Annotated in this window: 12 protein-coding genes; 9 read left to right on the forward strand and 3 right to left on the reverse strand. The window is 42.7% G+C overall.

Translation table 11 applies throughout. The features are described from left to right. Positions 1-531 precede the first annotated feature (531 nt). Together HWQ39_RS01895 and HWQ39_RS01900 are read left to right on the forward strand one after the other, a co-directional pair. A complete protein-coding gene (locus HWQ39_RS01895) occupies positions 532-954 on the forward strand; it encodes an element excision factor XisH family protein (RefSeq protein ID WP_292840755.1) in 423 nt (140 codons plus the stop codon). Next, complete coding sequence (locus HWQ39_RS01900) at positions 936-1,301, forward strand: XisI protein (protein ID WP_292840758.1); 366 nt, start codon at positions 936-938, stop codon at positions 1,299-1,301. Before HWQ39_RS01895 ends, HWQ39_RS01900 begins: the two co-directional genes overlap by 19 nt. Before the next feature lie 61 nt (positions 1,302-1,362). Here HWQ39_RS01900 and HWQ39_RS01905 read toward each other — a convergent pair whose 3' ends face one another. Further along, complete coding sequence (locus HWQ39_RS01905) at positions 1,363-1,941, reverse strand: Uma2 family endonuclease (protein ID WP_292840761.1); 579 nt, start codon at positions 1,939-1,941, stop codon at positions 1,363-1,365. A gap of 1,158 nt (positions 1,942-3,099) precedes the next feature. Here HWQ39_RS01905 and nifB point away from each other — a divergent pair. The 7 genes from nifB (at position 3,100) to nifD (ending at position 10,763) form a co-directional block, all read left to right on the forward strand. Then, positions 3,100-4,551: a nitrogenase cofactor biosynthesis protein NifB gene (gene nifB, locus HWQ39_RS01910; RefSeq protein WP_292840795.1), complete on the forward strand. Its 1,452-nt coding sequence runs from the start codon at positions 3,100-3,102 to the stop codon at positions 4,549-4,551. A 159-nt stretch (positions 4,552-4,710) separates the two neighbouring features. Beyond that, positions 4,711-5,067 carry a 4Fe-4S binding protein gene (locus HWQ39_RS01915; protein WP_292840764.1) on the forward strand — a complete coding sequence of 119 codons (357 nt, stop codon included), beginning with the start codon at positions 4,711-4,713 and terminating at the stop codon, positions 5,065-5,067. A gap of 37 nt (positions 5,068-5,104) precedes the next feature. Further along, the gene (nifS, locus tag HWQ39_RS01920) at positions 5,105-6,313 is read left to right on the forward strand and encodes a cysteine desulfurase NifS (protein WP_292840767.1); all 1,209 of its coding nucleotides are present in this window, start codon (positions 5,105-5,107) and stop codon (positions 6,311-6,313) included. 132 nt (positions 6,314-6,445) lie between these two features. Further along, a complete protein-coding gene (gene nifU / locus HWQ39_RS01925) occupies positions 6,446-7,345 on the forward strand; it encodes a Fe-S cluster assembly protein NifU (RefSeq protein ID WP_069073113.1) in 900 nt (299 codons plus the stop codon). A gap of 222 nt (positions 7,346-7,567) precedes the next feature. Beyond that, entirely contained in the window at positions 7,568-7,924 is a 357-nt protein-coding gene (locus tag HWQ39_RS01930; protein ID WP_292840771.1) for a group 1 truncated hemoglobin, read from the forward strand. Between the two features lie 350 nt (positions 7,925-8,274). Further along, a complete protein-coding gene (gene nifH, locus HWQ39_RS01935) occupies positions 8,275-9,168 on the forward strand; it encodes a nitrogenase iron protein (protein ID WP_292840774.1) in 894 nt (297 codons plus the stop codon). Between the two features lie 152 nt (positions 9,169-9,320). After that, the gene (nifD, locus tag HWQ39_RS01940; protein ID WP_292840777.1) at positions 9,321-10,763 is read left to right on the forward strand and encodes a nitrogenase molybdenum-iron protein alpha chain; all 1,443 of its coding nucleotides are present in this window, start codon (positions 9,321-9,323) and stop codon (positions 10,761-10,763) included. Positions 10,764-10,936: 173 nt separating this feature from the next. On the opposite strand, the gene HWQ39_RS01945 is transcribed toward nifD, so the two are convergent. Together HWQ39_RS01945 and HWQ39_RS01950 are read right to left on the reverse strand one after the other, a co-directional pair. Further along, positions 10,937-13,237, reverse strand: coding sequence for a tetratricopeptide repeat protein (locus tag HWQ39_RS01945; RefSeq protein WP_292840780.1), 2,301 nt, complete (start codon positions 13,235-13,237; stop codon positions 10,937-10,939). Between the two features lie 35 nt (positions 13,238-13,272). After that, complete coding sequence (locus HWQ39_RS01950) at positions 13,273-14,448, reverse strand: AAA family ATPase (RefSeq protein ID WP_292840783.1); 1,176 nt, start codon at positions 14,446-14,448, stop codon at positions 13,273-13,275. Between the last annotated feature and the right edge of the window lie 353 nt (positions 14,449-14,801).

Consider the following 14,801-nt stretch of genomic DNA (forward strand, 5'->3'; position numbering starts at 1 on the left):
ATTATAGTTACGTTGGAAATGACTTGGATAACATAATATCGTTTATCGAGGTCAAGTAGCACCAAATTTGCAAAGACAATTTGGCATGTTCTCCTGTTTTAGCTAACCAATTACTAACTGTTGACGCTCGTTCATCAGTAGACATCTCCAGAAATTAAAGATGCGTTACCCAGAACCCTTCTAGAGATGTAGCACTGCTACGTCTCTACATTCTTTTTCGGAGATGTCTAGTATATACAAGTCTGCCTTTTGAACTAAACCATAACTCCAGAGGTAGCAAAACTTTGAATAACAGCATTTCGGCTGACTTGCAGAGCTTTATTTGCAATCAGCTGGAAACTGCACTGTCTACGATGGACTGTGACACTCTCTGCGTTCGCGCAGCGTGTCGCAGACAGACCCTAAAAGCGTAGCCTGCTTCCCTGTTAGGGTACGCAGACTCGCTATCGGCGTCGCATGGGATTTAACAAGGATGCTAGGCGCAGTCAGAAATTTCCTAAAATAGAAATATCAGTCTAAAACTACACCTGTATGCCAGCTAGAGACCTTTATCACAACAATGTTAAAAATGCTTTGATTAAAGACAAATGGACAATTACTCACGATCCACTGACTCTGAAATTTGGTAAAAAAGATTTGTATGTTGATTTAGGTGCTAGACAACTGTTGGCAGCGCAAAAAGCAGAATCCAAAATTGCAGTTGTGATTAAAAGTTTTACCGACAGTTCAGATGCTGATGATTTAGAAAAAGCCTTGGGTCAGTATATTTTATATCAAGATATATTAATTGAGTTAGGGCCAGAGCGAATGTTATATCTTGCAGTACCTAACAGAGTTTTTGATGATTTGTTTGAAGAACCCATCGGCAAGCTATTACTGAGAAATCATCGTTTAAAGCTGATTACTTTTGATCCAAAACAGGAGGTTATTAAACAATGGATTACACCAAGTTAGACGACTATCGCCAGGTAATTGAAACTATCCTTAGTGAATATGCTTCGCTACCCTATTCCTATGCCAAGATTCAATCAGAAGTGGTGTTTGATCGAACCCACGTTGGCGCAGCCTCTCTGAAAGAGACTCGCTATTTGTGGATGGATCTAGGTTGGGATGGCGATCGCCGCATTCATGGCTGTCTGGTTCATATTGACTTGATTGATGGCAAAATCTGGATTCAACGAGATGGCACTGAAGAAGGCATTGCCGCCGATTTAGAGCGGGCTGGAATTCCTAAAGAACATATCGTCCTTGGGTTTCGTCCACCGGAGTTAAGACCTTACACTGGCTATGCAGTTGCTTAAGGTGCTTAGGCGCAGCCCGTCGTAGACATCCCTCTTTAAAAGTTAGCACGGAACATTCTCTTTATTCTTCGGTGCTAAATACAACACTTTCATAGAGCAATTCAATCGGGCATTCAAATTCAATGCTCGATAGAGTGACGATATCTCCAGCCGTGTAGGGATAGTAAAGCCACATCCTACCCTCACCGCGACAGTAACGCTCAACGGAGATTTGTTCTGAGTCAATCAAGATATATTCTTGCAAACTGGGGATTGTCAAATAATAAGTGAATTTTTCACCCCGATCTTTAGCGCTTGTACCTGGTGAAAGAACTTCGGCAATTAGCTTGGGATGTTGAATAAAGTTGTGGGCGTTGAGGTCTTCAAGGTCGCAACTGACAATAACATCAGGATAATAGTAGCGACTTTGGGGAGTAAGTTGCACTTTCACGCCTGACACATTCACTCGACAACCTCTAGAACGCAAATGAGGGTACAAAGGTCTGTAGAGATTTAGTGCTATGTCATTATGGGGAATTGTACCGCCTGTCATGGCAAATACCTCGCCATTGGCATATTCATAGCGAAGGTCTTGCTGAGGTTCCCATTCCAGATATTCCTCAACGGTCATTTTTAGCGGCTGTTGGGGGATGGCTATCATAACTAAGATTTTTTCACGCTTGGTTTGATTGTAGCTAAATGACACTCTGACTTTTCACGGTATCTGGAAAACCTCTCTCAAAGTCTCTCTCCTAGAAGGAGAGAGACTTTGAAATTTCCCCCTTCCCGTGATGAGTTGGAGGTTAGGGGGTTAGGTTTTTTGTTAAGGTTTGTAGTGAGCAATTCAGAAAATTCATTGCGATCGCACAATCATGTTAGATTATAGTTTGTTGTTTCTCTTAAACACAAAATTTGAGAGTTTCCTACCCATCTCCTCATTGTGGGAATGAAAAAAAGAAGGTAAAAGTTAAGTTTTTTGAAAATGATATGCAGCAACACAGCTATTTTCATTACCTCATATCGCTTACCAGACAAGACTTAGAACCACAACTGAATATGATTGTCAAAGCAAAAATTAAAAAAATATGAAGTGCATTTTTACCGTCAAAAAAATGATATGTTAGATACAGAATTGAATTTCGCACGTTTCTGGAGTAGAACGATATAGACTACTCCAGTTTTTCGCCCTCAAACCCTTGTCATTTATTGCTTTTGACGGAACTTGAGGGCAGTCTGAGTACACATTTAAATAACCAAAACCTAGTTGCAAGTAGATTAAATTCTTTGCTGGGATTGGGTTGTAGCTGAGTACAAAGAAATCCTGAACCCCCATCTATAAACACTAGAACCCCAACCAAAAAATACTAGAACCCCTACCTGAAAAAAACTTTTTTAATTCTTGTAACGCTTGAAGAATTAGGGTTTTTAGTCTTTGAGTACAAAAGTAATAAATCCAATAAATTCTATCCTAGAGAGACGCAATATCTGGCTGGGAGACGGCTGCTATAAATCTTATATCGCCAATCACCTAACGCTCTGAAACAAAACAAAGCGAAAAGTGAGTGGAGGGATGACATAGCACCATGCCTGAAGTGAAGAGAAGTCGCGGCTGTAAGCACAAATTCTACCCAAGAACCGAACGTTGACACACACCAGCCGAACATCAGATATCTATCGCCTGCCTGACTTAAAAACAAGTCGCCCCAACCCAAGGGTTTGCAGGCAGTGTGGAAGACGCGACTTCAATTCTGGGCATGAAAGAGTAGCAACAACATCTCCCACAGTGGCAGCCAAGTCCACCGACCTTTTGCGAAACTCAATGACATCACCGTCTACACGACTCCTCAACTCCAACGCTACGGAATCGCCAACCCAAGCAAAATCAGGTGGTTGCGGCTGTGACAGCACCAGCAGCGCCACAGTGGAAAGGGACGAAAAGCTCCAAGAACGCATTGCTAAACATCCCTGCTACAGCGAAGACGCTCATCACCACTACGCCCGGATGCACGTTGCAGTTGCACCAGCTTGCAACATTCAATGCAACTATTGCAACCGCAAATATGATTGCGCTAACGAAAGCCGTCCTGGAGTAGTTAGCGAATTGCTAACACCAGAAGAAGCATCACACAAAGCTTTGGTCATTGGTGGCAAGATTCCCCAAATGACAGTTGTGGGAATTGCCGGCCCTGGCGACCCATTAGCGAACCCAGATAAGACTTTCCGCACATTTGAGTTGATTGCAGCACAAGCACCAGACATCAAGCTGTGCTTATCAACCAATGGTTTAATGCTGCCAGACTACATCGATCGCATTAAACAATTAAATATAGATCACGTTACGATCACCATTAATATGGTAGATCCAGAGATCGGTGCATTGATTTATCCTTGGGTTCACTACAAACGCAAGCGTTACAGAGGTCTTGAAGGTGCAAAAATCCTCCACGAAAGACAGATGGAAGGATTACAAGCCCTGAAAGATGCTGATATCTTGTGCAAAGTTAACTCCGTGATGATTCCCGGAATTAATGACCATCACTTAGTTGAAGTGAATCGAGTCATCCGTGAGAAAGGTGCATTCTTGCACAACATCATGCCATTGATTTCTGCACCAGAACATGGCACACACTTCGGTTTAACAGGTCAACGCGGCCCTACACCCAAAGAACTCAAAGAAGTTCAAGACAACTGCTCTGGTAACATGAAAATGATGCGTCACTGTCGCCAGTGCCGTGCCGATGCAGTCGGATTGTTGGGAGAAGACCGCAGCCAAGAGTTTTCCAAAGAGAAATTCTTGGAAATGGCTCCCGAATATGACATGGAACAACGCGCTACTGTTCACGAAGGAATTGAGAAGTTTAAAGAAGAACTTAAAGTAGCCAAAGACAAGGCGTTAGCTGGTAAGAAAATTGCCAATAGTCCGAAAGTTTTAGTTGCAGTAGCAACCAAAGGCGGCGGATTAGTTAACCAACACTTCGGTCATGCGAAAGAATTCCAAATTTACGAAGTGGGTGGAGACGAAGTTCGCTTTGTGGGTCATCGCAAAATTGACCAGTACTGCCAAAGTGGATACGGCGAAGAAGCTTCCTTTGAGCATATTATGAAAGCGATCGCAGATTGCAAAGCAGTTTTAGTCTCCAAGATTGGTAACAGTCCTCAAGAAAAATTGCTTGAAGCTGGAATACAGTCTGTTGAAGCTTACGACGTGATTGAGAAGGTTGCTTTGGAGTTTTACGAGCAATACGTTAAGGAATTAGGGAATAACGAATAGGGCATAGGGCATAGGGGAGCCTGCGCCGTGGGCGGCTCTGCCGACTTGAGGCGACTGGCGTCATGGGGCATGGGATAAGAATTATCCTCAATGCCCTCCCCTAAACCCAATCCTCAATGCCCAATGCCCAATGCCCCATTCCCAAAAGGAGAATAAATCATGGCTTTCCAAATTCTTACTAGCCAGTGTATTTCCTGCAATCTCTGTCTAACGGTATGTCCCACAAATGCAATTAAAGTAGTTGATGGACAGCACTGGATTGACCCTGAACTTTGTACAAACTGTGTTGGTAGCATTCATACCGTGCCTCAGTGTAAAGCTGGTTGTCCCACCTGCGACGGTTGCGTTAAGCAGCCTAGCGATTACTGGGAAGGCTGGTTTACTAATTACAACCGCGTAGTCGCTAAATTAACAAATAAACAAGATTACTGGGAACTTTGGTTTCAAAGCTATTCTCAGAAATACTCAGAGCAGTTGCAAAAGCGCCAATCCCAAACAATGGGTGCAGAAGCTTAAATAATTCGTAATTCTTAATTCGTAATTGAAGACAACAATGCAAAATAACTGCATCTATCTCGATAATAATGCCACCACTAAGGTAGATCCACAAGTTATAGAGGTAATGTTACCTTACCTCACAGATTATTACGGCAATCCCTCCAGTATGCATACCTTTGGTGGGCAAGTCGGTAAGGCAGTGAGAACCGCAAGAGAACAACTTGCAGCCATGCTGGGAGCCGATGAGTCTGAAATTGTCTACACAAGTTCTGGAACTGAGGGAGATAACGCGGCGATTCGAGCCGCACTGTTAGCGCAACCAGAAAAGCGACACATCATCACTACCCAAGTTGAACATCCAGCAGTACTCAATGTCTGCAAACAATTAGAAACCCAAGGTTACACTGTTACCTATTTATCAGTAAATCATCAAGGGCAGCTGGATCTAGATGAACTAGAAGCTTCCTTGACGGGTAACACCGCCTTGGTGACAATTATGTATGCTAACAACGAAACTGGCACGATTTTCCCGATTGAGCAAATTGGGTTGCGCGTCAAAGAATATGGCGCTATATTTCATGTAGATGCAGTGCAAGCAGTGGGAAAAATCCCGTTGAATATGAAGACTAGCACCGTAGATATGTTAACCCTGTCTGGTCACAAGCTGCACGGGCCTAAAGGAATTGGTGCTTTATATATTCGGCGTGGGGTTCGGTTCCGTCCCTTCATTCTTGGGGGACACCAAGAACGTGGACGTAGAGCCGGAACAGAGAATGTTCCAGCAATTATCGCCTTGGGCAAAGCTGCGGAACTAGAACTGTTACACTTAGAAGAAGCGATCGCAAAACAAAGAAAGCTGCGCGATCGCCTAGAGCAAACTTTACTAGCTACAATTCCCGATTGTGTCGTTAATGGCGACGTTACGCAGAGATTGCCAAACACTACAAATATCGGCTTCAAGTACATCGAAGGTGAAGCAATTCTACTGTTATTGAACAAATACGGTATCTGTGCATCATCCGGTTCTGCTTGCACCTCCGGTTCTCTGGAACCTTCCCATGTCCTGCGGGCAATGGGCTTACCCTATACAACTTTGCACGGTTCAATTCGCTTCAGTCTTTGTCGCTACACCACAGAAGCCGAAATCGATCAAGTAATAGAGGTAATGCCCAGTATTGTAGAACGTCTACGCGCCCTCTCACCCTTCAAAAATGATCAAGCAGGTTGGCTGCAAGGACAAGAACAAGCACTGGCGCATCGTTAATTAGGGAATAGGGTACAGGTTACAGGGTAGAGGTTACAGGTTACAGGTTACAGGGAACAGATTATTCCCTATCACCTATCGCCTGTCCCCTGTCCCCACTCAGCACTCATTACTCATTACTCAGAACTTAATATGTGGGACTACACCGATAAAGTATTAGAACTGTTTTACGATCCCAAGAATCAGGGAGAAATTGAAGAAACGGGCGAAGCTGGAGTTAAGGTTGCAACTGGCGAAATCGGTAGCATTGCTTGCGGCGATGCTCTGAGATTGCACCTGAAAGTGGAAGTAGAATCTGATAAGATTCTAGATGCTCGCTTTCAAACCTTTGGTTGTACTAGTGCGATCGCATCATCTAGTGCATTAACCGAAATGGTCAAAGGTTTAACCTTAGATGAAGCCCTGAAAGTGTCCAATAAAGACATTGCAGATTACCTTGGTGGTTTACCAGAAGCAAAGATGCACTGCTCTGTCATGGGACAAGAAGCCCTAGAAGCCGCTATCTACAACTATCGTGGCATACCTCTAGCTACCCACGATGACGACGATGAAGGTGCATTAGTTTGCAGTTGCTTTGGCATCAGCGAGTCCAAAATTCGCCGCGTCATTCTAGAAAATCATCTCACGGATGCCGAACAAGTAACAAATTATGTAAAAGCTGGTGGCGGATGCGGTTCCTGTCTGGCGAACATCGATGATATAATAAGATCAGTTCAACAGGAATACGCCTCACCTGCTCTCAACAATTACGGCGTACAAGTTGCCACAGAAATTGTTACATCTAAGGAACGAGCGCTAACAAACGTCCAAAAGATTGCTCTAATTCAAAAGGTTCTTGATGAAGAAGTCAGACCCGTACTCATTGCAGACGGGGGAGATGTGGAACTCTATGATGTAGAAGGCGATCGCGTTAAAGTTGTACTGCAAGGTGCTTGCGGTTCCTGTTCTAGTAGTACAGCAACTCTGAAAATTGCGATCGAAGCCAGATTACAAGATCGTGTCAGCAAGAGCCTTGTAGTCGAAGCAGTTTAGGAATTGCTGTAGGACTTAACGTATTCTACAAATACGCCCTAATATGCATTCAGCCAGGAACAGAAAGTAGGATTTGAAACATATAATTGTCTCCACATCAATGCTTCAATCCTACCGACAACCGATAGCTAAATTAGCTATGACGGCTAACAGCATATAGGCAAAAAGATTAAGCGCCTACTTGCAAATTTCATCATCCAACTCGCTTCAAAGGAACAGGATATGAGTACATTGTACGACAACATTGGTGGACAACCAGCTATTGAACAAGTAGTAGATGAACTCCACAAACGCATCGCTACTGACAGCCTCCTCAGTCCCGTTTTTGCTGGTACAGACATGGTCAAGCAACGCAATCATCTAGTTGCTTTCTTAGCTCAAATATTTGAAGGGCCAAAGCAATACGGCGGTCGTCCATTGGACAAAACCCACGCTGGAATGAATCTACAGCAACCACACTTCGATGCGATCGCCAAGCATCTCGGCGAAGCAATGGTTGTGCGTGGAGTGTCAGCAGATGACACCAAAGCTGCACTAGATCGCGTCACAAATATGAAGGGCGCTATTTTGAACAAGTAATAGGACTTATGCATTGATTGTTGACAAATAACAACATCAAGTCCTATTGAATCTTGCAAGCTGAAGACACATTATGACGTATTTGTAAATCGCGTATTTTTCTTTGTTCTTTGTCAAAACAAATGACAAAGGACAAAGGACAAAAAACCAAAAGAAAAAAATTTTAACGAGGAAGATCGATGAACTTACTGTCAATAATTTTGGCTGTGGAGCGATCGCCCCCAGCAGGCATTTATGCCAACGCTACCAACGATGCTCTACACGCGCTCACTACTGTCGCTCAACTGGCGTGAACGCAACTGACAAACGCACAGACCCACCAACCAACCAATTGCAGGGAAACAGGAACAATGACAGACGAAAAGATTAGACAGATAGCTTTCTACGGTAAAGGCGGTATCGGTAAATCTACTACCTCCCAAAACACCTTGGCAGCTATGGCAGAAATGGGTCAACGCATCCTCATCGTCGGTTGCGACCCTAAAGCTGACTCCACCCGTTTGATGCTGCACAGCAAAGCTCAAACAACCGTTCTTCACCTCGCGGCAGAACGTGGTGCAGTAGAAGATATCGAACTCGAAGAAGTAATGTTAACCGGTTTCCGTGACGTTCGTTGCGTAGAATCTGGTGGGCCAGAACCCGGTGTAGGTTGCGCCGGTCGTGGTATTATTACCGCCATCAACTTCTTAGAAGAAAATGGTGCTTACCAAAACCTAGACTTCGTATCTTACGACGTATTAGGTGACGTTGTGTGCGGTGGTTTCGCAATGCCTATCCGTGAAGGCAAGGCACAAGAAATCTATATCGTAACATCAGGTGAAATGATGGCGATGTATGCTGCTAACAACATCGCTCGTGGTGTTCTTAAGTATGCTCACACTGGTGGCGTGCGCTTGGGTGGTTTGATTTGTAACAGCCGTAACACTGACCGGGAAATCGATCTGATCGAAACCTTGGCAAAACGGTTGAACACCCAAATGATTCACTACGTACCCCGTGACAACATTGTTCAACACGCAGAATTACGCCGGATGACAGTTAACGAGTACGCACCAGAAAGCAACCAAGCTAACGAATACCGGACATTGGCTACAAAGATCATCGACAACAAGAATCTATCTATTCCTACACCCATCGAAATGGAAGAACTAGAAGAATTGTTGATTGAATTCGGTATCCTCGAAAGCGACGAAAATACCGCAATGCTAGTTGGTAAGAGTGCTGCTGAAGCTCCTGTAGTATAAATCGCTGCTAATAAATAACGCTTTAGCACAAGGAAAAAGGAAGAGTTTCATATCTTCCCTTTTATCCTCTCTCTCTTCCATCTCCCCCCTAATCTTAGAGGGGACTCCTAGTCCCCCTATGCCCCGATCCTTACGAGTCACAGAGGCTAAATATGACACCTCCAGAAAATCAAAACATCATCGAAGAAAGAAAAGAACTAATTAAAGAAGTTCTAGAAGCTTACCCCGAAAAAGCTAAGAAAAAGCGGGAAAAGCACTTAGGCGTATACGAAGAAGGTAAGTCCGATTGCGGCGTTAAGTCTAACGTTAAATCCCTTCCTGGGGTAATGACCGCTCGTGGTTGTGCTTACGCCGGTTCTAAAGGTGTGGTCTGGGGCCCTATTAAGGACATGATCCACATCAGCCATGGGCCTGTAGGTTGCGGTTACTGGTCTTGGTCTGGTCGTCGTAACTACTACATCGGCACCACAGGTATTGATACCTTTGGTACCATGCACTTCACCTCCGACTTCCAAGAACGAGATATCGTTTTTGGTGGTGACAAAAAACTCACCAAGCTCATCCAAGAACTTGATGTACTTTTCCCTCTCAACCGTGGTGTTTCCATTCAATCTGAATGCCCCATCGGTCTAATTGGGGATGACATCGAAGCAGTAGCTCGGAAGACATCGAAAGAAATTGGCAAGCCAGTTGTACCCGTGCGTTGCGAAGGCTTCCGGGGTGTTTCTCAATCTTTGGGACACCACATTGCTAACGACATGATTCGTGACTGGGTTTTCACCAGAGCAGACCAAGCGAAAAAAGACGGTACACTTCAGTTTGAAGGTACCCCTTATGATGTAGCCGTTATCGGTGACTACAACATCGGTGGAGATGCTTGGGCTAGCCGCATCCTGTTAGAAGAAATCGGCTTGCGCGTAGTCGCTCAGTGGTCAGGTGATGGTACCATCAACGAAATGTTGATGACACCCAATGTGAAGATGAACCTCATCCACTGTTACCGGTCGATGAACTACATCAGCCGTCACATGGAAGAAGCTTATGGTATACCCTGGCTTGAGTATAATTTCTTCGGCCCCACCAAGATTGCTGAATCTTTACGGGAAATCGCTTCCAAGTTTGACGAAACAATCCAAGCAAACGCTGAGAAGGTAATCGCCAAGTATCAGCCAACAATGGATGCGGTAGTCGGTAAGTACCGCCCCCGCTTAGAAGGTAAGACTGTTGCCATCATGGTTGGTGGTCTACGTCCTCGCCACGTTGTCCCAGCCTTCCTAGACTTGGGCATGAAGATGATTGGTACTGGTTATGAGTTCGCTCATAACGATGACTACAAACGTACTGCTGGCTACATCGAAAACGGCACCATCGTTTATGACGACGTTACCGCTTACGAATTCGAGGAATTTATCAAAGCGCTGAAGCCTGATTTGGTAGCTTCTGGTGTGAAAGAGAAGTACGTCTTCCAAAAGATGGGTCTTCCTTTCCGTCAAATGCACTCTTGGGATTACTCCGAACCTAGCGATCGCTCCTCAATATCATATAATGCAAGGTTTTTTTGCGGTGAGATAAAAAAGAGCCTATTTCTAGCCTAAATGTCAGTTACAGGGTTATCTAAGAATAATCTATTTTGATGCTTTAGATAGTATAACTCTTATGGAGTCTCGTTTTTAGGATTTGCTGGCATTTTGCTTAAATAATAACTGTAAAATGAAAGACTATTTTTAATGACGATTTTTTAGATTAAATGGTGCGATCGCATAAAACTCTATAATTGCTCACTGCCAATATCTTGGTCTTCAATCTTCCTGGAAAATACGGAAATCATCTCTTGAAGCTGATTTATAGCTTCTTGTGCTTGCAGCTCTTGGGCAATATCTAATGCTTGCTGTAGCTGTTTTAATCCTTCGGCGGATCTATTTTGGGCTAGCAACAGTTGTCCCAGCAAGCCTAAAGTAGCAGGTTGGCTGTTTTTATGATTGACACTGCACTGAAATTCATACGCTTTTCGAGCAAGTTCAATTGCCTCTTCTATATTTCCTTGTTGAGCAGCAAAATTAGCTTGTTCATATAAGCGAACTGCTTCATTGTTCTTTACTGTGAAAATTATTTCTTGTAATTCGTCAACTCCATCAAGTTGATTTTCTAGAGCCAAAGAAACCGCCCTTTCCAAATCTTTTATTCCACCTTGATAATCGCCCTGATGTGCCTTGATTTGCCCAAGCATTGAGAAAACTTCTGAACACCAGTGAACATCCTTTAATATTTCTGAAAGTTCTAAACATTGGTGAGCTAAATTCAGTACTTCGTCAAATTCTTGGCTTTCGCATTTTTCCTGAGCCGAATCAAAAAGGTGTCTTAATTTCCCGTACTGTGCTGCAATGGCAATATTTTCTATATCTTCCCTTTCAGGAAGATTATGCTGTTTAGCAATCTCAATCGCTTGAGATGCTCTTTTAACACCCTCCCTAAAATCTCCTTCATCTATCAAAAGGTTTCCCATTGATAGCAAAATGCCTGCTCTGATTTCTTGATCACCAAGTTCTTCGATTATAGGCAGTGCTTGCTCAAGTAAATCAAGCGCCGCTCTCGCATTACCTTTTTCTGCTTCGGTTGCTGCTGCTTGATACAACTGTGCAGGTTTTTTTAGTTGAGCATTCTTAATTAGCCCTCTAACTTCTTCGACATCTTTAGTCAAATTTAGTTTTTGATAAATATCTAAGGATTCTGTTAAATGCTCAAGTGCTACATCTACTTTACCAAGAAAGGAAAGAACCTCTCCTAAAAGCTTGAGAATAGTAGCTCGAAGAACAACCTCAACAACTAAACTGCATTTCTCTAAAGCTTGCTCTAAAAAATCTGCTCCTGCATCATAATTTTCTTGTTTTATTTGAAGCCGTCCCATTTCTCTAAGAGCGAGCGCATGATGTTTTGGATTGTTAAATTGATTTAGTACTGCTAAAGCTGTATTTAATTTCTCTTCGGCCTCATCTAAACTATCTTGATCAATCAGTATTGATGCGATTCGTGGTAGGACATGGGCTTGAGTGTCTTTATTTCCAATCTTCAATGCTAACTCGTAAGAATATTCGAGAAACTTTAAAGCTTCACTAACATTATTTTGACGCTCATAGAGAATTCCTATCTCCTGAAGTGTCATTGCTTCACGCGATTGATCACCATTCTTTCTGTGCAGTTCAAGAGCTTGATTGTAAAGCTCTAAAGCAAGCTCACGATCACCATATTCTGAGCGGAAAGTGGCTAGATTATGTAAAAGCATTGCTTTGAGCCAAAAGTTATCAATTTGGGGCAGTAAGTCATTTAATTGTTCAAAAATCTCTCTTGCCTCTTCTATTTCACCTTGTTTAAACCTCAGCGATGCTGTATTGCTGAGGAGTGGAATTTTATCCTCAAGGTTTTCTGACTGCGTTCTATGTGAAACTAAACTTGGTAATAGGTTATCCCAAGCATCAGTTTGACCAAGATCAACTTGAAGAGTAGCAATGTTATTTTGTACAGTATATAGAAAATTTTTATCCTCTGTTTCTTGAGTAAGTTCTAGTACTTCCATATACAATTTAAGTGCTTCTTCGGGTTCACCTAATTCTCTCTTGATATCTGCCATTTGACTAAGAGACTTAGCTTTACCGAGCTTATTATTATCTTTCTCATCAATTTTCATAACCTGCTGGCATATCGTCAGGGCTTGCTGATAGTTACCCTGCTTAACGTATAAATCCCCTAAATCATGAAGAATTGCAGCTTTTTCAGTTTCATATTCATCCGAACAAAATTTTAGTGCCTCTTGATAGTTATACAAAGCCTCTTCCACTTCCCCAATATGTTCTTGGGCTTTTGCTAAGTAGTAGAGGAGCCTAAAGGAGATAATCTGAATTCCTAAGTGACCATAAGCTTCGTCACGAACAAACTTACATAACGTCGCTACTTCTCTGTACCTTCCTTGGCCGTTGAGCCGCATGACTAAAAACCAATTTGCTCTAGTTAACAAGTCTGGATTCAAAGCTTCTATTGCAAGTCGATACAACTCAAACAATCTATCTGTTGGCATAGCTTGCTCTAAAAAAGTATCGTGCGGAGAGGATTCTAATAATTTTTCTGACTCTTCATACCAGTTACAAAACCTTTAAAAAACCATAATTTATCTAAATGATTTGCCGCGGTTTTATATAATTCTATGGAATCTTTAGGAAAATCAAGAAGTGGCTCTATAATTCGTGGAACATAATACAAAGTTTCTTCTTGAGAATGTATACACTCAAGTAAACCTAATGCAACCGCTCTACAAATATAATTATTTACATCGAAAGTTTTTGGACAAAGGACTTCTATTGCAGACTGAGGTACTGGTAATTGATATACCAAGGCAAACGCCAGCATTCGTTGTAATTTGATTGGTTGTCGATTCAGTAGTTCCTTGGCCAGAATACTTTCACGAAAATCTTGGGTGGTTTTCTCTACCTGTTCTAGGATTTGTATTTTACCAACTTGTTGCACTTGTAAAACTTTGTTTAACCACTCCAACAAACGAGGATTACCTGCCGAAGTTGCCAAAGCTTTGAGTTGTAACTCTCGATCAATTTCAGAACCAGGTGCAAAACATACTAAACGGTTACATTTTTTCTGTAGATCAGTACCTGATAAGGCAGCTAACTGCTCTCGATGCAATCGCTGATTTAGCTCTGAAAGCAAAAAATCATACCTGGATGTAATAATCATCCGGTGTGGAAGACGGGATTGAGTTATTGCCTTCAACAGAGATATCAAGACTGTTACAGCTTCAGGCTTTAGGACTGCGTTACCATCTGTTCTCAATTCCAGGTTTGCTTCAAAGTCATCAAGAACAAAGATTAGTCTCTGGGCTTGCTCATTGAGTCCTTCTCGTAAGAATTTGGTTAACTTTTGCGTGAGTGGCAGATTACTTTGTAGAATTTTCTGTCCCGTTTCTGAAAGACATTGTTCAGCAAGCTGCCTTAGCAGTTTATCCTCATCTAATTGCCGATAGATAAAGATTTCATCATAGCCTTGTAAACGTTCTAAAAGCCTTGCTGCAACAGTGCTTTTGCCAACTCCACCTAAACCATATAAAATTACACCTAATTTATCTGCTGCCCGTAATGCTCTCAAGGTACGTTGCAGTGTTCTGCGTCTTCCTACAAACTCCTGTGGTGTGGCAACCCGAACAATTCCTTGCGAATCTAGAAACTGTTCATAAATCGGTTCTTCTGCCAACCATACTTGATCACCTAATGGTTCAACCAATGCTTTTGGACACTGACCTCGGATATAAAGCCTAAGTAGATGCCAATCCTCAACTTTGGCCTCTCGTAGATATTGAAAAGTACTAGCAAGTGCCTCCGAAAGTTCATACCCAGCAGCCAGTTTGCTGTAGAGATATGCCGCGGCTTGTGTCGCTACTACATCTGCTATCGGTCGTCCCCATCCTAAAACGGCTCGACAACCTTGCTCAATTAATGATTCAGCTAGGGACTTCCAGAAAATAAACTATTCCATTAACAATAATGATAATCATTTTAAGGGGGGATGAAGGGGCTGCCGACGGCAGCCCCTTCATCCCCTTTTGTAGTAATTTGAATAATGATTGAGTTTTTGAG

Origin of the sequence: Nostoc sp. NMS8, assembly GCF_017115045.1 — a bacterium.
Taxonomy (GTDB): Bacteria; Cyanobacteriota; Cyanobacteriia; order Cyanobacteriales; family Nostocaceae; genus Nostoc.